We start from the raw sequence: 25752 nt of genomic DNA on the forward strand, positions 1-25752 counted from the left end.
GAGGGTGTCGCGATGCCCAGTTCGACTAAGGCCATGGGGGTGCTCACCGTGGGTGGGCTGGTCGCGGTGACGGCCTACACGGTGGCTCTCGGAAGCAATGGCTGGCTGTGGTTCGGATGGGTCGTCCTCGGCCTGCTGACGCTGGGGATGGTGGCATCGCGCACCTGAGACGCTCGCACCTGATACGCACGCTGCGTGATCCTCAGGCTCGGGGTATTCCCCCGTCCGGGTGAACGCCCGGCTGGTATTTGGGCAGCCGGGCGGTGATCTTCATGCCCGCGCCGACCGCGGTCTCGATGACGAGGCCGTGGTCGTCGCCGTACACCTGGCGGAGCCGTTCGTCGACGTTGCTCAGGCCTATGCCGCCCGAGGGGCTCGTCTCGCCCGAGAGGATGCGGCGCAGCACCTCGGGGTCCATGCCGACGCCGTCGTCCTCGATGACCACGAGTGCCTCCGCGCCCGCGTCCTGGGCGGTGATACTGATGTGGCTCTTGTCGAGCCGGCCCTCCAGGCCGTGTTTCACCGCGTTCTCCACGAGGGGCTGGAGGCAGAGGAAAGGCAGGGTGACGGGCAGGACCTCCGGCGCTATCTGCAGGGTGACGGAGAGGCGGTCGCCGAAGCGGGCCCGCACCAGGGCCAGGTAGTGGTCGATGGCGTGGAGTTCGTCGGCGAGGGTGGTGAAGTCGCCGTGCCTGCGGAACGAGTAGCGGGTGAAGTCGGCGAACTCCAGCAGCAGTTCGCGGGCGCGCTCGGGGTCGGTGCGGACGAACGAGGCGATCACGGCGAGCGAGTTGAAGATGAAGTGGGGGGAGATCTGGGCGCGCAGCGCCTTGATCTCGGCCTCTATGAGCCGGGTGCGGGAGTGGTCGAGGTCGGCGAGTTCGAGCTGGACGGAGACCCAGCGGGCGACCTCACCGGCCGCGCGGACGAGGACGGCGGACTCCAGAGGGGCGCAGGCGACGAGCGTGCCGTGGACGCGGTCGTCGACCGTGAGGGGGGCGACGACCGCCCAGCGGACCGGGCAGTCGAGGATGTCGCAGGTCAGACGGAACGCCTCGCCCCGGCCGCTCTCCAGGGGGCCGGCCAGACGCTCCATGATCTCGGCGCGATGGTGCTCCCCCACGCCCTCCCAGACGAGGACCGACTCGTGGTCGGTGAGGCACAGCGCGTCCGTGCCGAGCAAGGTGCGCAGCCGCTTGGCCGATCTGCGGGCCGTCTCCTCGGTGAGTCCGGCGCGCAGCGGGGGCGCGGCGAGCGTCGCGGTGTGCAGGGTCTGGAACGTGGCGTGCTCCACGGGTGTGCCGAGGCCGCCCAGGCTTCTGCCCGGCCTGGCCGTCCGGCGACCGAGCCAGAAGCCGGCCGCGAGGAACGGCAGCACCGCGACCAGGAACCCGGCCAGGAAGCCACTGACTTCAGGGCTCATCGTTCACCTCCTGCAACTGGTACACCGCCCACGGCTCGCTGGTTCCGTTCACCGGCGCCACAGTTCGATCTCCTTCGAGGCCGCTCCCGGCTGGCCGCCGACCAGTTCCTCCGGCAGGTGGAAGCGGGCCAGGATCGACGGGGTCTCGGCCGGGACCCTGCTCGGTGTGGCGAGGGAGACCAGGACCATCGTCAGGAAGCCGAGCGGGACCGACCAGAGGGCGGGCCAGGCCAGCAGGGCGTGAAAGGCGCCGGTGCCGGGGTAGCCGGCCATGGTCGCCGCGACGGCGAGCAGCGCCGCTCCGCCGCCGGCGAGCATGCCCGCGGCGGCGCCCGGCGGGGTCAGGCGCCGCCACCAGATGCCGAGGACGAGCAGCGGACAGAAGGACGAGGCGGACACGGCGAAGGCGAGGCCGACCGCGTCGGCGACCGGTAGTCCGCCCACCAGGACGCTCGCCGCGAGGGGTACGGCCATGGCGAGGACCGTGCCGAGCCGGAAGTGCCGTACCCCGCGCGCGGGCAGCACGTCCTGGGCGAGCACGCCGGCGACGGCCAGGGTGAGGCCGGACGCGGTGGACAGGAACGCCGCGAACGCGCCGCCCGCCACGAGCGCGCCGAGCAGATCGCCGCCTAGACCGCCGATCATGCGGTCCGGCAGGAGGAGTACGGCCGCGTCGGCGTCCCCGGTGAGGGTGAGTTCGGGGGCGTAGAGCCGGCCGAGGGCCCCGTAGACCGGGGGGAGGAGGTAGAAGGCGCCGATGAGGCCGAGGACGACGACCGTGGTGCGGCGGGCGGCGACACCGTGGGGGCTGGTGTAGAAGCGGACGACGACGTGCGGCAGGCCCATGGTGCCGAGGAAGGTGGCGAGGATCAGCCCGTAGGTGGCGTAGAGGGGGCGTTCCTCGCGGCCCTCGGCGAGGGAGGTGGACATGCCGCCGTTGCTGCCGCGGTCGGCGACGGGCACGGGGTCGCCCTCGGTGAAGGTGAGCCGGGTGCCCCGCTCGACCCGGTGGGTGCCGGTGGGCAGGTCGATCCGATTCTCGTCGTGGTGGCGGCCGTCGATGGTGCCGGACACCGTGACGGTCAGCGGCTCGGCGAGCTTCAGGTCGAGGGTCGCGTCGACGCGGACGACCCGCTGCTCGCGGAAGGACGCCGGTTCGTCGAAGGCGTGGCGGGGAGCACCGTCGCCCTGCCAGGCGAGGACGAGGAAGAGCGCGGGGACCAGCAGGGCGGTGAGCTTGAGCCAGTACTGGAACGCCTGTACGAAGGTGATGCTGCGCATGCCGCCCGCGGCGACGGTCGCGGCGACGACGACGGCGACGATGACCCCGCCGAGCCACTGGGGCGCGTCGGTGAGCACGTTCAGGGTCAGTCCGGCGCCCTGGAGCTGGGGCAGCAGATAGAGCCAGCCGACGCCGACGACGAAGGCGCCCGCGAGCCGCCGTACGGTCTTCGAGGCGAGCCGGGCCTCCGCGAAGTCGGGCAGGGTGTAGGCGCCCGAGCGGCGCAGCGGGGCGGCGACGAACAGCAGCAGCACGAGGTATCCGGCGGTGTAGCCGACCGGGTACCAGAGCATGTCGGGGCCCTGGACGAGGACGAGGCCCGCGATGCCGAGGAAGGAGGCGGCGGACAGGTACTCACCGCTGATCGCGGCCGCGTTGAGGCGGGGGCCGACGGTGCGGGACGCGACGTAGAAGTCGGAGGTCGTGCGGGAGATGCGCAGACCGAACGCGCCGACGAAGACGGTCGCCACGACGACGAGGGCGACCGCGGGGACGGCGTAGTTCTCGTTCACGCGGGCTTCTCGCTCATGCCGGGTGTCTCGCTCATGCCGGGTTTCTCGCTCATGCTCGGGTCTCGCTCACGCTGGGCTTCCGGTCGGCTCGGGCAGGGTGGGTCTCAGCGGTCCTCGACGAGGCGTACGAGGTCCTGTTCGTTGCGTTCGGCGCGCCGTACGTGCCAGCGGGCGAGGAGGACCAGCGGGGGGTAGATGCCGAAGCCGAGGACGGCCCACTCCAGGCCGGCGCCGTCCGGCATGGCGGCGAAGACCAGCGGCAGCGGGGCGACCAGCAGGACGAGGACCGCGAACACCGCGAGGGCGGCCCGTAGTTGGCTGCGCATGAGGGAGCGGACGTAGGTGTGGCCGAGGGTGGTCTGTTCGTCGATCTCGGTGCGCGGGCGGTGGTGGCCGGAGCGGTGCGGGTGTCTCCCGCCCGGGCGCCGGGAGTGCGGGAGCGTGCGGCGGGGCACGCCGGTGACGACGACGCGTCGTTCGGTGGGGTTCTGGGGCATGCCGTCTCCTCAGCCCGTGGTCCGGCGCATCAGCAGATCGCGCAGTTCGCGGGCGTGGCGGCGGCTGACCTGGAGTTCCACGGAGCCGACGAGGACGCTGACCGTGCCCGCGTCGAGGCGGAGTTCGCCGATGTGGCGCAGGGCGACGAGGTGGCGGCGGTGGATGCGGACGAAGCCGCGGGCGCGCCAGCGTTCCTCGAGGGTGGAGAGCGGGATGCGGACGAGATGGCTGCCCTGCGAGGTGTGCAGCCGGGCGTAGTCGCCCTGGGCCTCCACATGGGTGATGTCGTCGACGGCGACGAAGCGGGTCACTCCGCCGAGCTCGACGGGTATCTGGTCGGGGTCGGGTTCGTGGACCGGTATCGGCGGGGCGGCACCGCGCAGTTGGTCGGCTCGGCGTATCGCCTCGGCGAGCCGTTCCCGGCGGACGGGCTTGAGGACGTAGTCGACGGCCTTGAGGTCGAAGGCCTGCACGGCGAAGCCCTCGTGGGCGGTGACGAAGACGACGAGCGGGGGCCGGGCGAAGCCGGTGAGGAGCCGGGCGAGGTCGAGGCCGTCGAGCCCGGCCATGTGGATGTCGAGGAAGACCACGTCGATCGCCTCGGGGCCGGCGGGCCCGGACTCCAGGGCGCGGTTGATCCGGCGCAGTGCCTCGGTGGCGTCGCCGGCGCCCTCGGCGCTGCTGATCCGCGGATCCGCGTTCAGCAGGTACAGCAGCTCCTCGAGGGAGGGTTTCTCGTCATCGACGGCGAGCGCGCGCAGCATGAACCCGGAGTGTAGGAGTAATTCGTACGACTGCACATGTCCGCGCGCCGGAGGCGTTCCGGGCGCGCGCCGTGGGCGCCGGTCGCTGGATACAGTGCCCGCATGAACAGCAAGTCAGCGGCGTTCGACGAGCTCGATCGCAAGATCATCACGGCGCTGATGGCGAACGCGAGGACCAGCTTCGCCGAGATCGGCTCGGCCATCGGTCTTTCGGCGACCGCGGTCAAGCGGCGGGTGGACCGGCTGCGGGAGACCGGGGTGATCACGGGGTTCACGGCCACGGTGAAGCCTGCGGCGCTCGGATGGCGTACGGAGGCGTACGTGGAGGTGTACTGCGAGGGCGCGGCGCCGCCCCGGCGGCTCGCGGAGGTGGTGCGCAACCATCCGGAGATCACGGCGGCGATGACGGTGACCGGCGGCGCGGACGCGCTGCTGCATGTGCGGGCCGTCGATGTGGAGCACTTCGAGGAGGTGCTGGAGCGGATCCGCACCGAGCCGTTCATCCGGAAGACGATCAGTTACATGGTGCTGTCGCACCTGCTGCCCGAGGCTCCGGAGGCCGCCGCCACCCACGACGCACCGAACGTGCGCTGACCGGACCGTATACGCAGTATCACTGCGTGAACACGCAGCGCTCATCGCTTGTCGGGCGTCTGTCCTGATTCCTACCGTGGTGTCATCCCAGCCGACACCGTCAGGAAGCGGAGAGACCCTCTGTGCCCGACAGCCGTGTGCCGCGCCTTCGGCGCTTTCTCGTCTGCGAACCCAGACACTTCGCCGTTCAGTACTCGATCAATCCCTGGATGCATCCGGACGCCCCCGTGGACGTCGACCTCGCCCGTGAGCAGTGGCAGGCGCTGATCAGCGCCTACCGGGACCACGGCCACACCGTGGAGACCGTGGAGCCGGTGGCGGCGCTGCCCGACATGGTTTTCGCGGCCAACTGCGCGCTCGTCCTCGGCGGCAGGGTCCTCGGCTCGCTGTTCCACGCGCCGGAGCGGCGCCCGGAGTCCACCGCGTACGACGCCTGGTTCGAGGAGGCCGGGTACGAGGTGCACCGGGCCGAGTCGGTGTGCGAGGGGGAGGGCGATCTGGTGCCGGCCGGCCGCTTCCTTCTCGCCGGGACCGGGTTCCGGACCACGCGTGAGGCCCACCGCCAGGCGCAGGAGTTCTTCGGCGTCCCGGTGATCAGCCTCCAGCTGGTGGACCCGCGGTTCTACCACATGGACACCGCCCTGTTCGTGCTCGACGACGGGGAGGACGGCAACATCGCGTACTACCCGGAGGCGTTCTCCCCCGGCAGCCGCGCGGTCCTCGCCCGGCTGTACCCGGACGCGGTGATCGCCACCCGTGAGGACGCGCTGGCCTTCGGACTGAACTCGGTGTCCGACGGCCGCCATGTGTTCATCTCGTCCCGCGCCAAGGAGCTCGCCGACCAGCTCGACCGGCAGGGCTACGTGCCCGTCCCGCTCGACCTGTCGGAGTTCCAGAAGGCCGGCGGCGGCATCAAGTGCTGCACGCAGGAGCTCCGCCCGTGAAGCTGGAGACCCGCCCCCCGTTCCACCGCCCGCCGCGGGCGTTTCGACCCACGACCCAGGAGGCCCGCTCATGACCGCTCCCGTCCGTACGCGTTCGTCGGCCGACCTCATCCGTGCCGAGGAGCCCGTCCTCGCGCACAACTACCATCCGCTTCCCGTCGTCGTCGCCCGTGCCGAGGGCACCTGGGTCGAGGACGTGGAGGGCCGCCGCTATCTGGACATGCTGTCCGGCTACTCCGCCCTCAACTTCGGTCACCGCCATCCGGCGCTGATCGAGGCCGCGCACCGCCAGCTGGACACGCTGACGCTGACGTCGCGGGCCTTCCACAACGACCGGCTGGCGGAGTTCGCGGAGTCCCTGGCCGAGCTGACGGGCCTGGACATGGTGCTGCCGATGAACACGGGCGCCGAGGCCGTGGAGAGCGGCATCAAGGTGGCCCGCAAGTGGGCGTACGAGGTGAAGGGCGTCCCCGCGGACCGGGCGACGATCGTGGTGGCCGCGGGCAACTTCCACGGCCGTACGACGACGATCGTCAGCTTTTCCACCGACCCGGAGGCGCGGGGCGGCTTCGGGCCGTTCACCCCGGGCTTCCGGGTGGTGCCGTACAACGACCTGGCCGCGCTGGAGGCGGCCGTCGACGAGACGACGGCGGCCGTGCTGATCGAGCCCATCCAGGGGGAGGCGGGTGTGCTCATCCCGGACGAGGGCTATCTGCGCGGGGTGCGGGAGGTGACCCGGCGGGCCGGGTGCCTGTTCATCGCGGACGAGATCCAGTCGGGTCTGGGCCGTACCGGCCGTACGCTCGCGGTCGAGCACGAGGACGTGGTGCCCGACGCCGTGCTGCTCGGCAAGGCGCTCGGCGGTGGCATCGTGCCGGTGTCGGCGGTGGTGGCGCGCCGGGAGGTGCTGTCCGTGCTGAGGCCGGGCGAGCACGGGTCGACGTTCGGCGGCAATCCGCTGGCGGCGGCGGTGGGCTCGGCGGTGGTCGAGCTGCTGCGGACCGGGGAGTTCCAGCAGCGGGCGGCCGAGCTGGGCGTCGTCCTGCGGGACGGGCTGACGGCGCTGATCGGCGGGGGCGTGGTCGGTTTCCGGGCGCGGGGCCTGTGGGCGGGTGTCGACATCGACCCGGCGATCGGCACGGGCCGCGAGATCAGCCGGCGGCTCATGGACCGGGGGATCCTCGTCAAGGACACCCATGGCTCGACGATCCGCCTGGCGCCGCCGCTGACGGTCACGGCCGCGGAACTCCGCTCGGCGCTGGGGACCTTGGGGGAGGTTCTGCGGGAGGGCTCCTGACCAGGGGCCGGTCCGGTCAGCCGGGCGGCCCGCCGGCGTGTGGCCGGCCCGTGGCAGCCGCTCCCCCTGCGGGGAGCGGCTGCCACCGGTTGACGGTCGGTCGGCTGGTCAACGGTCGGTCGGCTCGGTGAGCCGGTCGGTGTCAAAGAGGCGGTTGATGTGGCCGCCGAGTTCGGACCAGTGGGCTCCGGAGAGTTCGCCGACGGCGCGGCGCAGCGCTCCGCCGTCGGGACGTACGCCGACCCGCCCTCGCACCCTGTCGAACACCGACCGCGCCCGGCTGATCGTCTTTGCCGTTCGAGGCAGGTCGGGGCCCTCCTTACCGCCGGAACTACGGGCTACGATCAATCCTCGGCACCGCAGGACGAGGCTCACCAGCGCGCCAGCGCCTGACGCAACGTCAGTACAGTCAGCGAGGAGTCGGCATGAGGCCGATCGGACCTGCCCTCACCTGGCGACGGGCTCAGCACGATCGCGTCCGCAGATGCTGCGGCGCAGCTTGAGAGTGCTGTGACCTGGCGGAACACGTCCATAGAGCCGATCCGGTAGAGCGAAGGGGACGCCGTGTTCTATTACCTGCTCAAGTATGTGCTTCTGGGTCCGCTGCTGAGGCTGGTCTTCCGGCCCCGCATCGAGGGTCTCGAACACGTGCCGTCGTCGGGCGCGGCCATCGTCGCCGGGAACCACCTGTCCTTCTCGGACCACTTCCTCATGCCGGCGATCCTCAAGCGGCGCATCACCTTCCTGGCGAAGGCCGAGTACTTCACCGGGCCTGGCGTGAAGGGCCGGCTGACGGCGTTCTTCTTCCGCAGCGCGGGTCAGATCCCGGTCGACCGCTCCGGGAAGGAGGCCGGTCAGGCCGCGATCCGCGAGGGGCTCGGGGTGCTCAGCAAGGACGAGCTGCTCGGCATCTACCCGGAGGGCACGCGCTCGCACGACGGCCGCCTCTACAAGGGCAAGGTCGGCGTGGCGGTCATGGCGCTGAAGGCCAGGGTGCCCGTGATCCCGTGCGCGATGATCGGCACGTTCGAGGCGCAGCCGCCGGGCAAGGTCATCCCGAACATCCACCCCGTCGTGATCCGCTTCGGCACGCCCCTCGACTTCTCCCGCTACGAGGGCATGGAGAACGAGAAGGCCGTCCTGCGTGCCATCACCGACGAGATCATGTACGCGATCCTCTCGCTCTCCGAGCAGGAGTACGTCGACCAGTACGCGGCCGTCGTGAAGGCCCAGGAGGCCGAGGCCGCGGCGAAGGAACGCAAGGACCGGAAGGAACGCAAGGACCGGAAGGAACGCAAGTTCCCGCGTATGCCGCTGAGTTGACGTGGGCGGAGCCGAGAACCCCGACGGCGGGGGCGGGCATCGGTGCCGCGGTGTCACCGCGTACACGATGCCGTCGACGCTGCTGAGGTAGAGCCTCCGCTCCGGGCCCCCCGGCTCCAGCGCCTCGTACGCCTCCACCCGCAACCCCCTGCCCCGCCCGGTCCCACGCCGCTGGTCACCCTCCCGCACCCTGACTACTGCCACTCCCCCGCCCGTCCACTGCTCAAGGGGCGACGCGGCGAACGGAGTCGGCGGCCCGGCCCGGGCGGCCGGGCTCTGCCCAGAGCAGATCCGCCTCCCGTGTGAGGGCTACCGCCGTACGGTCGGCGCATGAGACGTGCTGTGGTGATCGGGGCGACGGGACAGATCGGGCGGGTGGCCGTGGGCGCGCTCGCGAGGGACGGCTGGGAGGTGACGGCCCTCTCGCGGGGAGGCGGGCGGGACGACGGCTGGCCCGAGGAGGTACGGGTCGGACGCGTGGACCGCGAGGACGACACGGCGCTGGCGGCGGCGATCGGCGGCGGCTGCGACGGCGTGGTGGACATGGTGGCCTACGGTCCCGGGCACGCACGGCAGTTGACCGCGCTGGCCGACCGGATCGGCTCGGCGGTCGTCGTCTCCAGCGTGTCGGTGTACGAGGACGACAAGGGCCGCAACTTCGACACCCAGGCCGAGCCGGACGGCTTCCCCGAGTACCCCGTGCCCGTCACCGAGGACCAGCGCACCATCAGGCCCGGCGAGACCTCGTACAGCACCCGCAAGGCCGGTCTCGAACGGGAACTCCTCGCCGTCGGCGACCGGTTGCCGTCGACCCTGCTGCGCGCGGGCGCCATCCACGGGCCGCACTGCCGTACGCCCCGTGAGCTGTACTTCGTGAAGCGCAACCTCGACCGGCGACCCCGGCGCGTCCTCTCGTACGGCGGGCGGAGCCGCTTCCATCCGGCCAGCGTCACCAACATCGCCGAACTGATCCGGTCGGCCGCCGCCCGGCCGGGTTCCCGGGCGCTCAACGCGGTCGACCCGGACGCGCCCACGGTCGCGGAGATCGCCGCCGCGATCGACGCCGTCATGGGGGTGGCGGCGGAGGACGTGCTCGTCGACGGGCCCGCCCCCTCGCCCACGGTGGGCGACACCCCGTGGTCCGTACCCACGGACGTGGTGTGCGACATGTCGGCGGCCGAGCGGGAGGTCGGCTACCGCCCGGTGGTCCGGTACGCCGAGACCCTGCCGGAGACGGTCGCGTGGATCGAGAGCCGGCTGGCGGGCGGCCGGGACTGGCGGGAGGCGTACCCCAAGATGGCCGCGACATACGGCGACCTCTTCGACTACGCGGCGGAGGACGCCTGGCTGGCGGAACACCGGCCGTGAGCAGCCGAGTCGGGCCTGGCACACGAGTGAGGGGCGACCGGTAGGCCCGGTCGCCCCTCACTCACTCAGTTCCCTACGGTGCCGGCGTGGCGTGCGGGGCGCACTTCACGTCGGACTTGCCCACCTTGCCGGTGAGCAGGTAGGAGTCCACGCGCTCGTTGACACACGCGTTGACCAGGCTGGTGACTCCGTGGGAGCCGGCCTTCGTCTCCGTGATCAGACGCGAGCCCTTGAACCGCTTGTGCAGCTCGACGGCACCCTCGTACGGGGTGGCCGCGTCGCGCTCGGACTGGACGATCAGAACGGGCGGCAGGCCCTTCTTCGTCTTGACCTCCACCGGCGTGTACTGCTTCGACGGCCAGGTCGCGCACGGCAGGTTCATCCAGGCGTTGGCCCAGGTCATGAACGGGTAGTTCTTGTGCAGCCGGGTGTTGTCGCGGTCCCACGTCTTCCAACTGGTGGGCCACTTGGCGTCGGTGCACTCGACCGCGGTGTAGACGGCGTTGCCGTTCTCCGACGCGGCGTTGCCCGCGGTGTCGCTCAGGTCCGGGGCGGCCGCGTCGACCAGTGCCTGGGTGTCACCTGCGGCGTACTTGCTCCACACCTGCGCGGTGGGCGCCCACGCGGAGTCGTAGTACGGGGCGCTCTGGAAGAAGGAGATCAGCTCGGCCGGGCCGACGAGCCCGCCGATCGGCTTCTTCTTCGCGGTGGCGCGCAGCTCCAGCCACTTCGCCTGCACCTTGGCGCGGGTGTCACCGAGGTGGTACGTCGCGTCGTTCTGCGCGACCCACTTCGTCCAGTCCTTCCAGCGGCCCTCGAAGGCGACGTCCTGGTCCAGGTTGGCCTGGTACCAGATCTTCTCGCGCGAGGGGTTCACCACGCTGTCGACGACCAGGCGGCGCACGTGCGTCGGGAAGAGGGTGCCGTAGACCGCGCCGAGGTAGGTGCCGTACGAGACGCCGAGGAAGTTGAGCTTCTTCTCTCCGAGGGCGGCACGGATGACGTCCAGGTCACGCGCGGTGTTCGCCGTGGTCATGTACGGCAGCATCGCGCCGCTGCGCTCCTTGCAGCCGGCCGCGTAGGCGGCGGCGAGCTTGCGCTGCTTGCGCTTGTCCGCCTCGGTGTCGGGCACCGGGTCCATCTTCGGCGCCTTCACGAACTCCTGCGGGTCGACACAGGAGATGGGCGCCGACTTGCCGACACCGCGCGGGTCGAAGCCCACGAAGTCGTACGCCTTGGAGACGTTCGCCCACAGCGGGTTCTTGGTGGTGACACGGCGCGGGAAGCGCAGACCCGAGCCGCCGGGGCCGCCCGGGTTGTAGACGAGGGCGCCCTGGCGCTCCTCCTTCGTGCCCGTGTTGCCGATGCGGTCGACGGCGAGCTTGATCTGCTTGCCGTTCGGCTTGGCGTAGTTCAGCGGCACGGTGACCCAGCCGCACTGGATGGGCTTCTCCAGACCCCATGCCTCGGGGCAGTCCTGCCACGTGACGCCCTTCTTCGCCGCCTTGGCGGCGGCGACGGCGACACCCTTGGCCTCCAGGTCCTTGCCTCCGCCGCCGGCCGCGGCGTTGGCCACGGGGGCGGTGACGGCGCCGGCTATCAGGGTCGCCGTGACGAGCAGTCCGGCGGAGCCGAACGCTGCCGCCCTTCTCGTCGGCCTCATACCTCTCAAGAGGGAACTCCCCGTACATCGTTGCGAAGTTTCGAATGGTCACGGGGATCCTCGTACCTGTGAGGCATCGGGGAACAGGGGGGCGGAACGTTCTTTACTAATCCGATAACCGGTGAGGAACGCTCCGTTGAGCGGGCTGCGGGTCAGCCGTCGAGCCCGGCCAACGCCTCGTCCAGCACCCGCCGCAGCAGCAGCGCGTCGGGCGCCAGGGCACTCACGAGGACGGCGGGCCCGGCCAGCGGAGTGAGCGCGGCCGACTCCCCCAGCACCCGGGGCGCAGGCGCCCGCTCCGCGAACTCCGGTCGTACGACAACGAGTTGACCGAGCGCACGATATCCGCCCAGTACGGCGGGACCGTCCCAGCCGCCGGGTGCGCCCGGCCCGCAGCACACCTCCTGGTCGAGCAACGCCCGCCCGTCCAGCCGCACGGTGAGCCGGCTGCTCAACCGCCCCGGCTCTTCCCCGACCCGCCCCAGCACCTGCTCCTCCCGGAACACGAGCCGGGCACCGTAGGCGAGATCCAGGGAGGTCGACACCCGCAGGTCGCTGCCGCAGGCCGAGATCAACTGCTCGGGCAGCCACCGCAGTTCGCCCCCGGCCGCGACACGCACCCGTACGTCGTAGCGGGCCTCCTCCTTGCCCTGTCCCGGCAGCGCGATGGTCGCCGCAGCGGACCCCAGGTGCAGCCGGGCGCCCTCCCCGACCTCGGCCTCCACGGCGAGACGGTCGCCCCCGAGCGGGCCGCTCATGGCGCCGACCAGCATGACCCGCGCCTCGTCACCGCTCCCCCGGGTGCGCCGCAGCGCGAGCGGCCCATGGCTCTCCAGCACCGGCAGGGCCGTACCCCCGCGCCCGTCGGCACGGGCGGCGAGCCGCGCGGTGGCGCGGACACCGGTCGTACTCATGGCGGGCGTAGGGGCGGGGCTCGCGTCCCGCGGCTGCGTCGCGCCCGTACCCAGCGACCCGGCGCCTCCCGCCGTCACGCGGTCCACGCCGCGAGCCGTTCCCGTACCCAGGCGGCGACGTCGGTGACACCGGCCTCGCTCCTGAGCGACTGGAACACGACCGGCAGTTCGGCACGCTGCGCCTTCGCGTCGGCGGCCATCCGACCGAGGTCCGATCCGACGTACGGCGCGAGGTCCGTCTTGTTGACCACGAGCAGATCGGCGGTGGTGACGCCGGGGCCGCCCTTGCGGGGGATGTCGTCGCCGCCGGCCACGTCGATCACGAAGATCTGCGCGTCCACGAGGCCCTTGGAGAACGTCGCGGTGAGGTTGTCGCCGCCGGACTCGACGAGGACGAGATCGAGCGGGCCGACCTCGTCCTCCAGGTCCTCGACGGCTTCCAGGTTCGCCGAGATGTCGTCCCGGATCGCCGTGTGCGGGCACGCGCCCGTCTCCACGGCAGCGATCCGCTCGGGCGGCAGCACGGCCTCGCGCAGCAGGAACTCGGCGTCCTCCCGCGTGTAGATGTCGTTGGTCACGACGGCCAGGGCGAGCTCGTCCCGCAGCGCACGGCACAGCGCGGCGACGGTGGCCGTCTTCCCGGACCCCACGGGTCCGCCGAGACCGATCCGCAGCGCACGGCGACGACCGTCGGGCCGATACGCGTCCGCGCTCACCGCGGAGGGACCGTCATGGAGGTGGTCATGGTCGAGATGCATGAAGCGGCTCCTTTGTTGTTGGGCTGGCCGAAGAGTTCGGGGGCGTGGGGATCTGAAAACCAGGGGGCGCCCGAGTCTTTGTCTTTAGAGGCGCGGGGAACTGCGCGATCAGCCCACGACAACCCGCACCCGCCGACGAACCCCAGGGGCCCGAGCTCGACCGCGGGGGTCGAAGGGGCGCAGCCCCTGGTGATGGGACGGGCAGGGGCGGCGGGGGCGAACCCCTCCTACGAGGCGAACAACCGCACGGCCCAAGCCGCATGCACCTCCGCCCCGATCTCCAGCAACGGCCCCGAAGCCGTCGGCAGCGCATCCACCCCACCCTCGACCGCCTCCCGCCCCGCCTCGACGGCCGACCGCACCACACGGTCCATCTCAGGAGCCAACCGCGCCACCACCCCCGTCGCGTCGAACGGATCCAGGCTCAGCAACCGCACGGTCGCACCGGCCGGCCCGCTCACGCTCTCGTACACGGAGCAGTACGCGGCGTCCTCGGGCCCGAGCCCGGCCGCCCGCGCCGTGACCCCCAACACCACAGGCTGGTGCGCTCCCTTGGGGAACTCGCGTGCCAGCGCGTCCAGTTCACCGGACGGCCAGGTCGCCCGGGCCGCCCTCGTCAACTGCCGCCCCAGCTTGCGGGAGGCGGCCCGAAGGGCGAGCGACGGTGTCCGGGCGTCGGCCGCCGCGTCCAGCGCGACCGGGTCGACCCCGAGTGCCGCCGCCGCGGCCAGCGCCGCCGACACCAGCCCCACCGTGTGCAACCGGCCCCGGCAGAACGCCTCCAGCCCTTCCGCCCCGCGAATCAGCCCGGCCTTGACGGCCGCCTCGGCCCCACCGGAGTGCGCGTGCCCCCCGGCGGGAAAGCGGCCGTCGGCCAGTACGAGAAGAGTCGCCCTGGACATCAGAAGAGGAAGTACCGCTGAGCCATGGGCAGTTCGGCGGCCGGTGTCGCTTCCACCAGCTCTCCGTCGATGTGCACGGCGAAGCTGTCGGGGTCGATCCGCACCTCGGGCCGTGCGTCGTTCTCCCGCATGTCGGCCTTGGTGACCCCGCGCGTCGACTCGATGGCGACGAACCGCTTCCCGAGCTGGAGCCGCTCCGGCAGTCCGTCCTCGATGGCGAGCGGCGCCACGAAGTTGAACGAGTTGGCGGCCGGCGCCCGCCCGATCGCCCCGTACATCGGGCGCGGGAGGATCGGCTGCGGTGTCGGGATGGACGCGTTGGCGTCGCCCATCTGCGCGTACGCGATCTGCCCGCCCTTGATCACGAGCTGTGGCTTCACCCCGAAGAACGCGGGCTCCCACACCACCAGGTCGGCGAGCTTGCCGCTCTCCACGGACCCGATCTCTCGGGCGAGGCCCTGCGCGAGCGCGGGATTGATCGTGTACTTGGCGACATAGCGACGTACGCGGTGGTTGTCGGCGCGGTCGTCACCCGGCAGCGCGCCCCGTCGCCGCTTCATCACGTGCGCGGTCTGCCAGGTGCGCAGGACGACCTCTCCCACGCGGCCCATGGCCTGCGCGTCGGACGAAATGATCGAGATGGCGCCCAGGTCGTGCAGTATGTCCTCGGCCCCGATCGTCGACGGCCGGATCCGGGACTCCGCGAAGGCGAGGTCCTCGGGCACGGCGGCGTTGAGGTGGTGGCAGACCATCAGCATGTCGAGGTGTTCCTCGGCGGTGTTGACGGTGTAGGGCCGGGTCGGGTTGGTGGAGCTGGGCAGCACGTGCGGCTGCGAGACCACGGTCATGATGTCGGGCGCGTGCCCGCCGCCGGCGCCCTCGGTGTGGTACGCGTGGATGCCCCGTCCGGCGATGGCCGCCAGTGTGTCGCCGACGAACCCGGCCTCGTTGAGGGTGTCCGTGTGGATGGCGACCTGGATGCCGGTCCGGTCGGCGACGGTCAGGGACGCGTCGATGACGGCGGGCGTCGACCCCCAGTCCTCGTGCAGCTTCAGACCGAGCGCTCCGCCCCGGATCTGGGACAGCATCGCCTCGTGGGAGACGGTGTTGCCCTTGCCGAGGAAACCGATGTTGAGCGGGTACTGCTCCATCGCCTCCAGCATCCGGGCGAGATGCCAGGGGCCAGGGGTGACCGTGGTGGCCTTGGAGCCCTCCGCCGGTCCGGTGCCGCCGCCGACCAGGGTGGTGACTCCGGACGCCAGCGCCTCGTCGGCGATCTGCGGGCAGATGAAGTGGACGTGCGCGTCGATGGCACCGGCGGTCACGATCCGCCCGTTGCCCGCGATGATCTCCGTCTCGGGCCCGATGACGAGGTCCGGGTGGACCCCGTCCATGGTGTCGGGGTTGCCCGCCTTGCCGATGCCGGTGATCCGGCCGTCGCGGATGCCGATGTCGGCCTTGACGATGCCCCAGTGGTCGATGATCACCGCGCCGGTGATGACCGTGTCCGGGGTGCCGTCTGCGCGCGTAGCGCGGGCCTGGCCCATGGACTCGCGGATGACCTTGCCACCGCCGAACACGGCCTCGTCACCGGCGAGTCCGGGACCGCCGGAACGGTCCTCCTCGATCTCGACGAGCAGATCGGTGTCGGCGAGCCGGATGCGGTCACCCGTGGTCGGCCCGAACAGGTCGGCGTACGCGGCACGCGAGATCTCAGGCATCGAGGGCACCTCCGGTCTCCCCGCGCAGTCCGGGCACGACACGGGCGCCGGTGAGCGGGACGAGTTCGACGTCGACGGGGATCCCGGGCTCGAACCGTACGGCGGTGCCGGCGGCGACGTTCAGCCGCCGGCCGCGCGCGGCGGCACGGTCGAACTCCAGACCGGGATTGGCCTCGGCGAAGTGGTAGTGGGAGCCGACCTGGACGGGCCGGTCGGCGGAGTTGAGGACGGTCAGCCGGGTGACCTCACGGCCCTCGTTGTACACGATCGGGTCCTCGGCGAAGAGGATCTCTCCGGGAATCACGGCAGCCCCCTCAGACGATCGGGTGGTGGACGGTGACGAGCTTGGTGCCGTCCGGGAACGTCGCCTCGACCTGGACGTCGTGGATCATCTCGGGAATGCCCTCCATCACGTCGTCGCGGGTGAGCAGTTTCCGCCCGGACGCCATGAGTTCGGCCACCGTACGGCCGTCCCGCGCGCCTTCCAGGATGTGCGCGGTGATCAGGGCGACGGCTTCGGGGTGGTTCAGCTTCAGGCCCCGGGCCCTGCGCTTCTCGGCCACGTCCGCCGCCACATGGATCAGCAGCCTCTCCTGCTCGTGCGGGGTCAGTTGCACGGCGTCCCACCTCACATCCTCGCTCCGGACCGTGCGGGGTCCGGTTGCCTCGCCACCGCGCAACATCGCAGGTGGCGTGGCCGCAGGCTAATTGGGCGGCGTTTCGGTGACGTTAACCGATCCCACGACTCAGGTGCGGGACGCGCTCGGCTCACGTGCGGGGACACGCTCGGCTCACGTGCGGGGACACGCTCGGCTCACGTGCGGGCGGCCGGGTCCTCCATGCTCATCAGAGCCTTCAGCCCCAGCTCGACCACCTGGACCGGCATGTCCCCGAAGAGGGCGTACTGGGCCGCGAAACCCTGGGCGAGGGCGATCAACGTCCGCGCCACACTGAGCGCCGGGATGTCGGCCCGCATCATCCCCGCGTCCTGGTACGCCTCGACGATCTCGATCCACGGCTGCCGCACCTGCGCGAAGCCGTCGTTGAGCACGTTCTGCAAATCCGGGTTGCGGATGGTCTCGGCCCACACCTGCACCATCAACCGGGGGTAGAGGGACCCACCACTCGGCCCCAGCGTCGCCTCCTTGCTGAGGATCTGCCGGATGACCATGCCGATGAGGATCTCCGGGGACGGCAGCGGCCGCTGTGCGGCGGCTTCCTGGAACGCACCCCGGATCTCACCGATCACCTCCGCGACGATCGCGGCGATCAGCTCTTCCTTGCCGCTGAAGTAGCGGTAGACGGCCCCGGCGGAGAGGTCCGCCTCCTTCAGTACGTCCTGCATCGACGTGGCGTGGAACCCGTTGCGGGCGAAGCAGCGGGCCGCGGCGTCGAGGATCTGGCGGCGGCGGGCGTCTAGACGCTCCTGCGATACGCGAGGCATGCCGCCAACGTAAAACGAACGTTCCTTCTTGACAAGGCGCACCCCGGCGAGCATGGTGAAGAACAAGAAAAACGAACGCTCCTTCTTTTTGGTGAGGTGGGAGCCCGGCCGACCGAGACCCGGTCACCCAAGCTCCCATCCACCCCACCCACCCATCGGTATGGAGGGAAACCATGTCCGCCACGCCCACCGCACCCTCGACGGCCGAGCCCACCGCCCCGGCAGCACCGGCAGCACCGGCCGACTCGGAGGCGCACGTGATACCGCCGCGTCGCCGGATGGTCGCGGTCATCGTGCTGATCCCCGTCATCGCGGCACTCGCGCTCTGGGCCTTCGCCTGGCCCAACGCCCGTATCGCCCCGCGCGATCTGCCGCTCGGGGTGGCGGGGCCCGCAGCCGCCGCCGGGCAGGTCGAACAGCGCCTGGAGCAGCGGGACGGCGCGTTCGAAGTGCACCGTTACGCCGACGAGGCCGCCGCACGGGACGCGATAGAGGACCGGACCGTGTACGGCGCGGTCGTGGTCACCGAGGCGGGGCCGAAGCTGCTGACGGCGTCGGCGGCGAGCCCGATGGTCGCGCAATTGCTCCAGCAGGCGGTGGGCGAGCAGGCCGCTCGGGAGGGCGCCCGGGTGGAGGTCACCGATGTGGTGCCGACCCCGGCGGAGGACCCGCGTGGGTCGGCCTTCGGTTCGAGCGTGCTGCCGCTGGCGCTGGCCGGTACGGCCTCCGGCGCGGTGGTGACGCTGCTCGGGCTGCGCGGGACGCGTGCGGCCGGCGCACTGGCCGGGGCCGCCGTTCTGGTCGGCCTCGCCGCCGTGACCCTGGCGCACACCTGGCTGGGCGTGCTCACCGGTGACTGGTGGGCGGAGGCCGGCGTGCTCAGCCTCACCACCCTTGCCGTGGGCGCCACCGTGGCCGGGCTGGCCGCGCTGCTGGGCCGGGCGGGCCTCGGTCTGGGCGCGCTGCTGATCGTGTTCCTCGGCAACCCCTTCTCGGGCGCCGCCTCGGCACCCCGGATGCTGCCCGAGCCCGCCGGGACGCTCGGTCAGTGGCTGCCGCCGGGCGCGGGCGCGACACTGCTGCGCTCCGTCTCGTTCTTCGACGGCGCCGCCGCCCTCAGCCCGGTGCTCATCCTGACCTGGTGGGCCGCACTCGGCCTGGGCGCGGTCCTCATGGGCCCCCTGCTCAAGCAGGTGAAGAAGCCCGCCGGGTCACAGCCCGCCCTACCCACCACCGGCCGCGCTCCGGCGCCCACGCCCGCGCACTGACCGCGAGCGCCGCTGGAGCCGGCCCCGCCCTGGAGCAGGCGCCGGCGCCTGAGCCATACGAGAAGCGGCCCCACAGACAGGCCGTGCGCCCCCGCTGTAGCGGACGGGACGCACGGCCTACTCGCATGTGTGCGCAAGTGACGCACCCGCACGCCTCCTAGGAGGCCGACCCCCGGTGCTCCGCCGTGATACCGAACCGCTGCTGGTCCCGGGGAGGCGACGCCACCTCGCGGACGCCGGAGACCGCGCTGATCACGGGCTCCTCCGCGGGCTCCTGGAGCGCTTCGAGCTGCTCCAGATCGGCGGCGGAGACCAGGGCGACGAGGGGCTTGCCATGCCGCGTCACGACGACGCGCTCGCCGCCGTAGACCACTCGGTTGATCAGGTCGGCGAGCTCAGCCCTGGCTTGCGTCACCGGAATCTCGTAGGCCATGGGGTCCAGCTTAGACCGGGTCCCACCGCCTCCCCGGAGCGGAAGATCCCATTCTGCCCCATGACGCTCCGTACGTTCGTACGATCGCGACAACCTCCGAGAGGAGGCGTTCACGACAATCGAACGGGGAGATCATGTCGAGTCTTTCCAGGCGCACACTGCTCGGATACACCGGGACGGCGGCAGCGGGGACGGCGGCAGCGGGTACGGCGGCGGGGACCGCGCTGTTCGCCGGCGGACCGGCCCAGGCGGCCGAGAACGGGACCGTGGACGACAACCCGGCGCCGGATCAGCCTCAGACCCAACCCCCGAGCCGGACCGAGGTCCAGACCCGGGCCCAGGAGAACGCGGGGGCCGACTTCCCCGAGGGCACCGAGTTCAGCGGGTACGTCCGCATGCCCGGCACCGAGATGACGGAGCTCACGGTCAGCTTCACCGTGAGCACGACGGAGGCGCCGGCGAACCAGCGGATCTCGGCGCTCGAGGTGGCGAACGCCCTCAACGAACTGGCCGCCACCCGCGGCTGGCCCCCCTTCTACGGGACCCCCGCCCCCGCCCCGCTCAACTGACCCGACGCTCCACCCCGTACGCCCCACCGCTCACCCGAGCCCCGAGACCGATCCCCGTGGAGCCACGCTCCGCGGGGATTTTCGCTGTCAGCCGAGCGCCACCCCCATAAGGGACGTACGTCCTGTACATTTTTTGCAGAAGTCGATCAGAGGAGACTCCCATGCCCGCGAACCGCCCGTCGGCCCGCCATGTGCTCCCCGAATTCACCGAACGCACAGGCACGGGTCACCGAACGATGGATCCGTATGCCAAGTTGCTGGAGGAGCGGATCGTGTTCCTCGGGACACAGATCGACGACACGTCGGCGAACGACGTGATGGCACAGTTCATGCACCTGGAGTACCAGTCCCCGGAGCGGGACATCTGCCTGTACATCAACTCCCCCGGCGGCTCGTTCAGCGCGATGACGGCGATCTACGACACGATCCGGTTCGTCACCTGCGACGTGGAGACCGTCTGCCTCGGCCGGGCGGGGGCATCCGCCGCGGTGCTGCTGGCGGCGGGCACCCCGGGCAAGCGATCCGTGCTGCCGGGCGCACAGGTGGTGATCCATCAGCCGGCGCCGGCCGAGCCGGTCACCGGGCAGGCGAGCGATCTGGCGATCCAGGCCGCGGAACTGATGCGCAACCGCCGGCGGCTGGAGGAGATGCTCGTACGGCACACCGGGCAGAGCCACGAACGGATCAGCGGCGACATCGAGCGGGACAAGATCCTCGACGCGCACGGAGCCGTGGAGTACGGCCTGGCCGACCGGATCGTGCCGAGCCGCGAGGGCTCACGGGCGCTCCCCGGCTCGAGGTGAGCCGCCGATGCTCCCACCCGAACTGCCGCCGTTGCCCGCGCTGACGCGCGCCGAGGCGGAGTTGATCGACCGTTATCTGGACGTGGTCGACCTGCTGGGCCGGATCAACCCGGCCCGCCCCGGCGACACATATCGCGGGCTGCGGGCCGCGCAGGCCCTCGTCGGCAGAGCGACGGCGCTGCGCGACGCGCTCGAACTGATGCACGCGCGCGGTGAGAACGAGCTGCACGCCTCCACCCTGGCCCGTGCCCTGCGGGTCCTGGACGGGGAACGGCGGGCGGCCCGGGTCACCCTTCCGCCGGAACCCGAGGACTCCCCCGCGTGACCCCGAGGCCCCCCGCCTGAACCGATCGGGCGTCGTCCGCCGTACTACTGACGGACCCTCCGGTCCGGGTTTCGACCCACCGGACGGCCTATCCGGAACAACCCAACGGCCCACCCGCCCTCAGAATCGCCGGAGTTGCGCATCATGCCTGCAAGAGTGCCGGAATCCACCATTCCATTGCTGGTGCGGACACCCTCGACTCTGTGGACAGAACGACTGAAAAGGGTCTGTCCACCCGAACGGGCGAGTGGTGAGTAACACCACAAATCCCTGATTCTGTTGGGATTTTCGGACTTCCGTGCGCCAAGATCCCTTCCTGACGACAAGCCCCCGCCGCAGCGGCGGGGCGATCCGGGCGGACGCCGAGTCCTGCCGCCGTCCGGATGACCGGTCGACAGGAGTGGATCGGCAGGAGTGGAGGACCCAAGCACGACGGGTCGCCGGGACGGTCACGCCATGACCGGGTCGAGCAGCCCTTGGGGTGAAGCCGCGTCAGCGGCCGGGCAACTTCGCCAGCCCGAATCCGACAGGTCATCCTTCACAGGCGGCTGACGAAGGGTTGCGCATGTCTGCGCTCAATCGTGTCCCGTCGCTGTTGACCCGGGCCGGCACGGCGTCGGCTCTGACCATCGCCGCCGTCGGCGGCAGCATCGTGGTCCCGGGGGTCGCATCGGACGCCGAGGCCGCCTCAGTGGCGTCGAAGGCACTTCAGGTCGCGGCTTCCAAGAAGGGCTCCCCTTACAGGTACGGCGCGACGGGCCCCGGCAGGTTCGACTGCTCGGGACTGACGCTCTACTCGTTCAAGAAGGCGGGCAAGAAGCTGCCCCGTACTGCCCAGCAGCAGTACAACAAGACGAAGCACATCTCCGCGAGCAGCCGCAAGCTCGGAGACCTCGTCTTCTTCCACTCGGGATCGAACGTGTACCACGTCGGTATCTACGCGGGGAAGGGAAAGATCTGGCACTCGCCGAAGACGGGTGACGTCGTGCGACTGCAGAAGATCTGGACGAAGAGCGTCTGGTACGGCCGGGTCCGCTGACCCGTCGGAGGGCGGCCGGACCACCGGCCGCCCTCTCGGTCGTGCCCGGCCGCCCTCTCGGTCGTGCCCGGCCGCCCCCAGAGGCGCCCCCGGGCGCCTCTGGGCCCCCGGCCGCTCCCAGGCCGCTCCCCGACTGCGCCCGAACCCTCTTTCGCCTCGCCCGCAGGCGTGACACGGGCCCGGATGGTTACTCGTACAGCCATGGCCGACGAACGCATCAGCCCCGCTCGCAACGAGACGCCTCTCGAGCGGGCCGACCGCAACTTCTCCGAGTTGCTGCAGGAGCTGCGGGTCACCCAGACGGGGGTGCAGATCCTCTTCGCATTCCTGCTGACGCTGGCCTTCACCCCGCGATTTCCGGACCTGGACTCGTTCCAGCGCGCCACGTACGTCACCACACTGCTGCTGGCGGTCCTCGCGGCGGCCCTCTTCACCGCCCCGGCCGCCCTGCACCGCTCGCTGTTCCAGCAGAACGCCAAGCCCACCATCGTCCGGGTCTCGTCCCGGCTGGCCGGTGTCGGCCTGGGGGTGCTGATGCCGGCCTTCGCGGGGTCGGTCCTGCTCGTCGTGGACGTGACACTCGGCCGGGCCGCGGGCCTCACCGCCGGCGGTGGCACGCTCGTCGGCTGTCTGCTGCTGTGGGGCCTGCTCCCGAGGCTGGTGGGGCGCTCCGTCCGCGGGAACCGCACGCCCTCCGCGCCGCGCCCCGGCGGGACGGTCCCTGCCCAGGGGCGGGACTCCGTCAGGGCTCCTGCGGACCGCCTGCCCTGACCGGCTGCACGGGGACGGCCCACGGAAGCTCGATCGCCACCGTCTTGCCGCCCTCCCGCGTGGGTCTGACGCTCAGCCGCCCGCCGCACTCGGCGGTCAGCCAGCGGATGATGACCATGCCCCGCCCGTTGTCCTGCTGTACGGCGGCGGGCAGGCGTTTCGGGAAGCGCGGATGGCTGTCGGTGACGCCGATGTGCAGATGCTCGTCACGGTCGAGGACGAGGTCCACGGTGAACGTGGGTGACTGACCGAAGGTGTGCTGAACGGCGTTGGTGGCGAGTTCGGACACGATCAGGCGCACGGTGTCCGCGATGTCCGTGTCGCTCGGCAGGCCCCATTCGGCCAGCACGGTGGCGACGTATCTCCGGGCCGCGGACACCGAGGCGGGATCGCTCGGCAGAGTGACGGATGCTTCCAGGTGATCTGCCATGGCGGTGCGTCCCTTTCCCACGGGACCGATGTCCGACTGGGAGCGGATGATTCGAGTACGGTCCCGGACTGGTGCTTCGCGCCAGACTGCCACTACCTGGGCCGTCACGGGTGGCGATCCACCAAGATATGCATATATCTGTCGCTCGAAGCGGTGAACTCTCCGACGGCCGACCGTATTCGAGGGGCCCCTCGGGCCATCCTCTACCGTCACCCGACTTCGCGCGCCGGGCGGAAGGAGACACCCATGCAGTACGGTCCGGCGGTGCGCCGCCGCAAGCTCGGCGCCGAGTTGCGCCTCCTGCGCACCCGCGTCGGCATCACCAGCATCGAGGCCGCCCGTCTCGTGGGCTGGCACCAGTCGAAGGTGAGCCGCATCGAGACGGGTGCCAGCGGGGTGAAACCCGCGGACGTCCACCGACTGCTGGACGCCTACGCGATCGACGACACCGAGTTACGCGAACTGCTGATGGCGCTGGCGGGCTCCGAGGACGGGGGCGGACGGCACAACTGGTGGCACGCGTACCGAGGGGTGCTGCCGCCGACGTACCGGGACTTCATCAGTCTGGAGTCGCAGGCGAGCGGGATGCGTACCCTGGAGACCTCGGTCGTGCCGGGTCTGCTGCAGATCCCCGAGTACGCCCGAGCGGTGACACGGGCCGCGGTGGAGGGGCTGGAAGACGACAAACTCGACGCTCTCGTGGAAGTGCGGCTCGCGCGGCAGGACGTTCTGCGCGGACGTCCACCGATGGAGCTGAGCGCCGTGCTCGACGAGGGCGTTCTGCGGCGTGAGGTCGGCGGGCCCGAGGTCATGGCCCGTCAGCTGGAGCAGTTGGTCGAAGCGGCGCGTCTGCCTCAAGTGAGGCTGCAGGTGCTGCCGTTCACTGCCGGGGCACACATCGGCATCACCGGTCCTTTCGTAATCTTCTCATTTCGGAGCACGTCCGATCTGGACGTGGTTGTTCTCGACCACTTGACGAGTAGCCTCTACCTCGAACGGAAAGAAGACCTCAAGGCTTATGTCGAGGCCTTCAACACCCTTCAGATCCACGCCCTTTCGCCCGAGGACTCGTTGGATTACATCGCCGGACTGGCTCAGGGCTAGCTTCCGGCGCGTAAGGAGGCACCATGTCAGCTCTGCCTCGGAACGTACCCACCAGTACCGCACTACGCGGTGTGCGGTGGCTGCGCAGCAGCCGCAGCACGGGGATGAACAACTGTGTGGAAACGGCCCGTCCCGGGTCCGGCCGGCTGGCCGGACTGGTGGCCGTGCGCGACTCGAAGAACACGGCGGGGCCCGCCCTGCTGTTCACCCCCGAGGCATGGGAGGGATTCGTCACCACGCTTCGGTGAGCACCACCGACCGCACCACCGGTTCCGCTTCTGGCGACGCACGGCCGCGACGCCGACTCACGGTCGCGTATCGCCGATGATTCCCACGGCTCGGTCGATCTGCCCCTCGGTGAGATCCGCCCGGGCGGTCAATCGCAGCCTCGAGATGCCGTCGGGCACGGACGGTGGGCGGAAACAGCCGACGGCGAGACCCGCCGCCCGGCAGTCCGCCGCCCACCGCACCGCCTGATCCGGAGACGGCGCCCGTACGGACACCACGGCGGCGTCGGGCCGCACCGCTTCATGGCCCGACGCCGTCAGCCGTGTGTGCAGCGCCCGCGCCACCTCACGGGCCCGGGCCGCCCGCTCCGGCTCACGGCGCAGCAGCCTGAGCGCGGCGAGGGCGGCGCCCGTCGCCGCCGGGGCGAGCCCGGTGTCGAAGATGAACGTCCGGGCCGCGTTGACCAGGTGGTCGATCACCTTCGCCGGTCCGAGGACGGCACCGCCCTGGCTGCCCAGCGACTTCGACAGGGTGACCGTCACGACGACATCGGGTGCTCCGGCGAGCCCCGCCGCGTGCGGCGCGCCCCTGCCGCCGTCGCCGAGGACACCGAGCCCGTGGGCGTCGTCCACGACGAGACCGGCGCCGTACGCGCGGCACGCCTCGGCCAGCCCGGCCAGCGGGGCGGCGTCGCCGTCCACCGAGAACACCGTGTCGGAGACCGCGATCGCGGGCCCCTTGGCCGTGCCGAGCGCCTTGCGGACCGCGTCCGGGTCGGCGTGCTCGACGACCTGCGTGGTCCCGCGGGCCAGTCGGCAGCCGTCGATCAGGGAGGCGTGGTTGCCCGCGTCGGACACGACCAGCGAGCCGTGCGGGGCGAGCGCGGTGACGGCGGCGAGGTTGGCGGCGTAGCCGGAGGAGAAGACGAGGGCGGCCTCGAAGCCGCAGAAGGCGGCCAGTTCGCGCTCCAGTTCGCCGTGGAGTTCGGTGGTGCCGGTGACCAGCCGGGAGCCGGTCGCCCCGCCGCCCCAGGTGCGTGCCGCCTCGGCCGCGCCCTCGATGATCTCGGGGTGGTGGGCCAGCCCCAGGTAGTCGTTGCTCGCGAGGTCGAGCAGGGGCGAGTCGGCGGGGCGGGGGCGCAGGGTCCGTACGAGCCCGGCGCGGCGGCGCGCCGACGCCTGCTCGTCGATCCAGCCGAACGCCATGAGTCCTCCGGGGGTCGCGTGGGCAGCCCTCGGCGCCGGTGCTGTCATCGGGCAGCGCGGCAGGGGCTTTTGTAGGCAGTGCACAGACACTAACGGGACGGCCGGTCGCCCACGATGTGGCGATACCCACACGTCGATCCGACTCTGTTGTCCGAAGTCTCCTTGGCCGG

Annotated in this window: 30 protein-coding genes and 1 riboswitch; of the genes, 14 read left to right on the plus strand and 16 right to left on the minus strand. The window is 71.2% G+C overall.

Going from position 1 to position 25752, the window contains the following annotated elements:
- The first annotated feature begins 12 nt into the window (after positions 1-12).
- Positions 13-168, plus strand: a complete 156-nt coding sequence (locus tag ACZ4Z3_RS17465) for a hypothetical protein (RefSeq protein ID WP_107102705.1) — start codon at positions 13-15, stop codon at positions 166-168.
- A gap of 34 nt (positions 169-202) precedes the next feature.
- On the opposite strand, the gene ACZ4Z3_RS17470 is transcribed toward ACZ4Z3_RS17465, so the two are convergent.
- The 4 genes from ACZ4Z3_RS17470 to ACZ4Z3_RS17485 form a co-directional block, all read right to left on the minus strand.
- Positions 203-1423 (minus strand): sensor histidine kinase, encoded by a 1221-nt coding sequence (locus tag ACZ4Z3_RS17470; protein ID WP_468501796.1) that lies wholly within the window; start codon positions 1421-1423, stop codon positions 203-205.
- A 48-nt stretch (positions 1424-1471) separates the two neighbouring features.
- On the minus strand, positions 1472-3217 hold the full coding sequence (locus tag ACZ4Z3_RS17475; RefSeq protein WP_468501797.1) for a sodium/solute symporter: 1746 nt from the start codon (positions 3215-3217) through the stop codon (positions 1472-1474).
- A 104-nt stretch (positions 3218-3321) separates the two neighbouring features.
- Positions 3322-3714, minus strand: a complete 393-nt coding sequence (locus ACZ4Z3_RS17480) for a hypothetical protein (protein WP_468501798.1) — start codon at positions 3712-3714, stop codon at positions 3322-3324.
- A gap of 9 nt (positions 3715-3723) precedes the next feature.
- Complete coding sequence (locus ACZ4Z3_RS17485; RefSeq protein WP_468501799.1) at positions 3724-4479, minus strand: LytR/AlgR family response regulator transcription factor; 756 nt, start codon at positions 4477-4479, stop codon at positions 3724-3726.
- Between the two features lie 102 nt (positions 4480-4581).
- Here ACZ4Z3_RS17485 and ACZ4Z3_RS17490 point away from each other — a divergent pair, with 102 nt between their 5' ends.
- From ACZ4Z3_RS17490 to rocD, 3 genes are all read left to right on the plus strand, one after another.
- Positions 4582-5073 carry an Lrp/AsnC family transcriptional regulator gene (locus ACZ4Z3_RS17490; RefSeq protein WP_055537445.1) on the plus strand — a complete coding sequence of 164 codons (492 nt, stop codon included), beginning with the start codon at positions 4582-4584 and terminating at the stop codon, positions 5071-5073.
- A 122-nt stretch (positions 5074-5195) separates the two neighbouring features.
- Positions 5196-6017 carry a dimethylargininase gene (gene ddaH / locus ACZ4Z3_RS17495; RefSeq protein WP_468501800.1) on the plus strand — a complete coding sequence of 274 codons (822 nt, stop codon included), beginning with the start codon at positions 5196-5198 and terminating at the stop codon, positions 6015-6017.
- Positions 6018-6087: 70 nt separating this feature from the next.
- A complete protein-coding gene (rocD, locus tag ACZ4Z3_RS17500) occupies positions 6088-7314 on the plus strand; it encodes an ornithine--oxo-acid transaminase (protein WP_468501801.1) in 1227 nt (408 codons plus the stop codon).
- Between the two features lie 108 nt (positions 7315-7422).
- Here rocD and ACZ4Z3_RS17505 read toward each other — a convergent pair whose 3' ends face one another.
- Complete coding sequence (locus ACZ4Z3_RS17505; RefSeq protein WP_468501802.1) at positions 7423-7581, minus strand: hypothetical protein; 159 nt, start codon at positions 7579-7581, stop codon at positions 7423-7425.
- Between the two features lie 297 nt (positions 7582-7878).
- Here ACZ4Z3_RS17505 and ACZ4Z3_RS17510 point away from each other — a divergent pair, with 297 nt between their 5' ends.
- On the plus strand, positions 7879-8637 hold the full coding sequence (locus ACZ4Z3_RS17510; protein ID WP_468501803.1) for a lysophospholipid acyltransferase family protein: 759 nt from the start codon (positions 7879-7881) through the stop codon (positions 8635-8637).
- Between the two features lie 330 nt (positions 8638-8967).
- Positions 8968-10005, plus strand: a complete 1038-nt coding sequence (locus ACZ4Z3_RS17515; protein ID WP_468501804.1) for an NAD-dependent epimerase/dehydratase family protein — start codon at positions 8968-8970, stop codon at positions 10003-10005.
- Positions 10006-10078: 73 nt separating this feature from the next.
- On the opposite strand, the gene ACZ4Z3_RS17520 is transcribed toward ACZ4Z3_RS17515, so the two are convergent.
- The 8 genes from ACZ4Z3_RS17520 to ACZ4Z3_RS17555 all read right to left on the minus strand — a co-directional run bounded on the left by ACZ4Z3_RS17520 (position 10079) and on the right by ACZ4Z3_RS17555 (position 17407).
- Complete coding sequence (locus tag ACZ4Z3_RS17520; protein ID WP_468501805.1) at positions 10079-11668, minus strand: alpha/beta hydrolase; 1590 nt, start codon at positions 11666-11668, stop codon at positions 10079-10081.
- Positions 11669-11820: 152 nt separating this feature from the next.
- Entirely contained in the window at positions 11821-12582 is a 762-nt protein-coding gene (locus ACZ4Z3_RS17525; RefSeq protein WP_468501806.1) for an urease accessory protein UreD, read from the minus strand.
- 74 nt (positions 12583-12656) lie between these two features.
- The gene (gene ureG, locus ACZ4Z3_RS17530) at positions 12657-13340 is read right to left on the minus strand and encodes an urease accessory protein UreG (protein ID WP_468501807.1); all 684 of its coding nucleotides are present in this window, start codon (positions 13338-13340) and stop codon (positions 12657-12659) included.
- 227 nt (positions 13341-13567) lie between these two features.
- On the minus strand, positions 13568-14242 hold the full coding sequence (locus ACZ4Z3_RS17535) for an urease accessory protein UreF (protein ID WP_468501808.1): 675 nt from the start codon (positions 14240-14242) through the stop codon (positions 13568-13570).
- On the minus strand, positions 14242-15963 hold the full coding sequence (locus ACZ4Z3_RS17540; protein ID WP_468501809.1) for an urease subunit alpha: 1722 nt from the start codon (positions 15961-15963) through the stop codon (positions 14242-14244). The genes ACZ4Z3_RS17535 and ACZ4Z3_RS17540 overlap by 1 nt, the downstream gene beginning before the upstream one ends.
- Complete coding sequence (locus ACZ4Z3_RS17545; RefSeq protein WP_468501810.1) at positions 15956-16267, minus strand: urease subunit beta; 312 nt, start codon at positions 16265-16267, stop codon at positions 15956-15958. Before ACZ4Z3_RS17545 ends, ACZ4Z3_RS17540 begins: the two co-directional genes overlap by 8 nt.
- Positions 16268-16277: 10 nt before the next feature.
- A complete protein-coding gene (locus ACZ4Z3_RS17550) occupies positions 16278-16580 on the minus strand; it encodes an urease subunit gamma (RefSeq protein ID WP_468501811.1) in 303 nt (100 codons plus the stop codon).
- A 197-nt stretch (positions 16581-16777) separates the two neighbouring features.
- A complete protein-coding gene (locus ACZ4Z3_RS17555) occupies positions 16778-17407 on the minus strand; it encodes a TetR/AcrR family transcriptional regulator (protein WP_468501812.1) in 630 nt (209 codons plus the stop codon).
- A 173-nt stretch (positions 17408-17580) separates the two neighbouring features.
- Between ACZ4Z3_RS17555 and ACZ4Z3_RS17560 the strand changes: the two genes are divergently transcribed.
- Complete coding sequence (locus tag ACZ4Z3_RS17560) at positions 17581-18675, plus strand: ABC transporter permease (protein ID WP_468501813.1); 1095 nt, start codon at positions 17581-17583, stop codon at positions 18673-18675.
- A gap of 157 nt (positions 18676-18832) precedes the next feature.
- Here ACZ4Z3_RS17560 and ACZ4Z3_RS17565 read toward each other — a convergent pair whose 3' ends face one another.
- The gene (locus ACZ4Z3_RS17565; RefSeq protein ID WP_468501814.1) at positions 18833-19108 is read right to left on the minus strand and encodes a type II toxin-antitoxin system Phd/YefM family antitoxin; all 276 of its coding nucleotides are present in this window, start codon (positions 19106-19108) and stop codon (positions 18833-18835) included.
- 134 nt (positions 19109-19242) lie between these two features.
- Between ACZ4Z3_RS17565 and ACZ4Z3_RS17570 the strand changes: the two genes are divergently transcribed.
- The 5 genes from ACZ4Z3_RS17570 to ACZ4Z3_RS17590 all read left to right on the plus strand — a co-directional run bounded on the left by ACZ4Z3_RS17570 (position 19243) and on the right by ACZ4Z3_RS17590 (position 22615).
- Positions 19243-19677: a hypothetical protein gene (locus ACZ4Z3_RS17570; protein WP_468501815.1), complete on the plus strand. Its 435-nt coding sequence runs from the start codon at positions 19243-19245 to the stop codon at positions 19675-19677.
- Between the two features lie 161 nt (positions 19678-19838).
- On the plus strand, positions 19839-20480 hold the full coding sequence (locus ACZ4Z3_RS17575) for an ATP-dependent Clp protease proteolytic subunit (protein ID WP_468501816.1): 642 nt from the start codon (positions 19839-19841) through the stop codon (positions 20478-20480).
- 7 nt (positions 20481-20487) lie between these two features.
- Complete coding sequence (locus tag ACZ4Z3_RS17580; RefSeq protein ID WP_468501817.1) at positions 20488-20805, plus strand: hypothetical protein; 318 nt, start codon at positions 20488-20490, stop codon at positions 20803-20805.
- A gap of 363 nt (positions 20806-21168) precedes the next feature.
- Positions 21169-21367: riboswitch (cyclic di-AMP (ydaO/yuaA leader) on the plus strand.
- Between the two features lie 3 nt (positions 21368-21370).
- A complete protein-coding gene (locus ACZ4Z3_RS17585; protein ID WP_468501818.1) occupies positions 21371-21844 on the plus strand; it encodes a C40 family peptidase in 474 nt (157 codons plus the stop codon).
- Between the two features lie 201 nt (positions 21845-22045).
- Positions 22046-22615, plus strand: coding sequence for a DUF6328 family protein (locus ACZ4Z3_RS17590; protein ID WP_468501819.1), 570 nt, complete (start codon positions 22046-22048; stop codon positions 22613-22615).
- On the opposite strand, the gene ACZ4Z3_RS17595 is transcribed toward ACZ4Z3_RS17590, so the two are convergent.
- Entirely contained in the window at positions 22587-23045 is a 459-nt protein-coding gene (locus ACZ4Z3_RS17595; protein ID WP_468501820.1) for an ATP-binding protein, read from the minus strand. The two genes, ACZ4Z3_RS17590 and ACZ4Z3_RS17595, sit on opposite strands and share 29 nt — an antisense overlap.
- A gap of 246 nt (positions 23046-23291) precedes the next feature.
- Between ACZ4Z3_RS17595 and ACZ4Z3_RS17600 the strand changes: the two genes are divergently transcribed.
- Together ACZ4Z3_RS17600 and ACZ4Z3_RS17605 are read left to right on the plus strand one after the other, a co-directional pair.
- A complete protein-coding gene (locus ACZ4Z3_RS17600) occupies positions 23292-24149 on the plus strand; it encodes a helix-turn-helix domain-containing protein (protein WP_468501821.1) in 858 nt (285 codons plus the stop codon).
- A gap of 23 nt (positions 24150-24172) precedes the next feature.
- Positions 24173-24397, plus strand: coding sequence for a DUF397 domain-containing protein (locus ACZ4Z3_RS17605; RefSeq protein WP_055512956.1), 225 nt, complete (start codon positions 24173-24175; stop codon positions 24395-24397).
- 57 nt (positions 24398-24454) lie between these two features.
- On the opposite strand, the gene ACZ4Z3_RS17610 is transcribed toward ACZ4Z3_RS17605, so the two are convergent.
- Complete coding sequence (locus ACZ4Z3_RS17610; RefSeq protein ID WP_468501822.1) at positions 24455-25582, minus strand: 8-amino-7-oxononanoate synthase; 1128 nt, start codon at positions 25580-25582, stop codon at positions 24455-24457.
- Between the last annotated feature and the right edge of the window lie 170 nt (positions 25583-25752).

This window comes from Streptomyces sp. NPDC030296, from assembly GCF_055572815.1.

Excerpts from the sequence above, each read along its gene's own strand:
- ACZ4Z3_RS17465 (WP_107102705.1), top strand. The coding sequence starts at position 13 with ATGCCCAGTTCGACTAAGGCCATGGGGGTGCTCACCGTGGGTGGGCTG.
- ACZ4Z3_RS17470 (WP_468501796.1), bottom strand. The coding sequence starts at position 1,423 with ATGAGCCCTGAAGTCAGTGGCTTCCTGGCCGGGTTCCTGGTCGCGGTG.
- ACZ4Z3_RS17480 (WP_468501798.1), bottom strand. The coding sequence starts at position 3,714 with ATGCCCCAGAACCCCACCGAACGACGCGTCGTCGTCACCGGCGTGCCC.
- ACZ4Z3_RS17485 (WP_468501799.1), bottom strand. The coding sequence starts at position 4,479 with ATGCTGCGCGCGCTCGCCGTCGATGACGAGAAACCCTCCCTCGAGGAG.
- ACZ4Z3_RS17490 (WP_055537445.1), top strand. The coding sequence starts at position 4,582 with ATGAACAGCAAGTCAGCGGCGTTCGACGAGCTCGATCGCAAGATCATC.
- rocD (WP_468501801.1), top strand. The coding sequence starts at position 6,088 with ATGACCGCTCCCGTCCGTACGCGTTCGTCGGCCGACCTCATCCGTGCC.
- ACZ4Z3_RS17515 (WP_468501804.1), top strand. The coding sequence starts at position 8,968 with ATGAGACGTGCTGTGGTGATCGGGGCGACGGGACAGATCGGGCGGGTG.
- ACZ4Z3_RS17520 (WP_468501805.1), bottom strand. The coding sequence starts at position 11,668 with ATGAGGCCGACGAGAAGGGCGGCAGCGTTCGGCTCCGCCGGACTGCTC.
- ACZ4Z3_RS17525 (WP_468501806.1), bottom strand. The coding sequence starts at position 12,582 with ATGAGTACGACCGGTGTCCGCGCCACCGCGCGGCTCGCCGCCCGTGCC.
- ureG (WP_468501807.1), bottom strand. The coding sequence starts at position 13,340 with ATGCATCTCGACCATGACCACCTCCATGACGGTCCCTCCGCGGTGAGC.
- ACZ4Z3_RS17535 (WP_468501808.1), bottom strand. The coding sequence starts at position 14,242 with ATGTCCAGGGCGACTCTTCTCGTACTGGCCGACGGCCGCTTTCCCGCC.
- ACZ4Z3_RS17540 (WP_468501809.1), bottom strand. The coding sequence starts at position 15,963 with ATGCCTGAGATCTCGCGTGCCGCGTACGCCGACCTGTTCGGGCCGACC.
- ACZ4Z3_RS17555 (WP_468501812.1), bottom strand. The coding sequence starts at position 17,407 with ATGCCTCGCGTATCGCAGGAGCGTCTAGACGCCCGCCGCCGCCAGATC.
- ACZ4Z3_RS17560 (WP_468501813.1), top strand. The coding sequence starts at position 17,581 with ATGTCCGCCACGCCCACCGCACCCTCGACGGCCGAGCCCACCGCCCCG.
- ACZ4Z3_RS17565 (WP_468501814.1), bottom strand. The coding sequence starts at position 19,108 with ATGGCCTACGAGATTCCGGTGACGCAAGCCAGGGCTGAGCTCGCCGAC.
- ACZ4Z3_RS17570 (WP_468501815.1), top strand. The coding sequence starts at position 19,243 with ATGTCGAGTCTTTCCAGGCGCACACTGCTCGGATACACCGGGACGGCG.
- ACZ4Z3_RS17575 (WP_468501816.1), top strand. The coding sequence starts at position 19,839 with ATGCCCGCGAACCGCCCGTCGGCCCGCCATGTGCTCCCCGAATTCACC.
- ACZ4Z3_RS17580 (WP_468501817.1), top strand. The coding sequence starts at position 20,488 with ATGCTCCCACCCGAACTGCCGCCGTTGCCCGCGCTGACGCGCGCCGAG.
- ACZ4Z3_RS17585 (WP_468501818.1), top strand. The coding sequence starts at position 21,371 with ATGTCTGCGCTCAATCGTGTCCCGTCGCTGTTGACCCGGGCCGGCACG.
- ACZ4Z3_RS17590 (WP_468501819.1), top strand. The coding sequence starts at position 22,046 with ATGGCCGACGAACGCATCAGCCCCGCTCGCAACGAGACGCCTCTCGAG.
- ACZ4Z3_RS17595 (WP_468501820.1), bottom strand. The coding sequence starts at position 23,045 with ATGGCAGATCACCTGGAAGCATCCGTCACTCTGCCGAGCGATCCCGCC.
- ACZ4Z3_RS17600 (WP_468501821.1), top strand. The coding sequence starts at position 23,292 with ATGCAGTACGGTCCGGCGGTGCGCCGCCGCAAGCTCGGCGCCGAGTTG.
- ACZ4Z3_RS17605 (WP_055512956.1), top strand. The coding sequence starts at position 24,173 with ATGTCAGCTCTGCCTCGGAACGTACCCACCAGTACCGCACTACGCGGT.
- ACZ4Z3_RS17610 (WP_468501822.1), bottom strand. The coding sequence starts at position 25,582 with ATGGCGTTCGGCTGGATCGACGAGCAGGCGTCGGCGCGCCGCCGCGCC.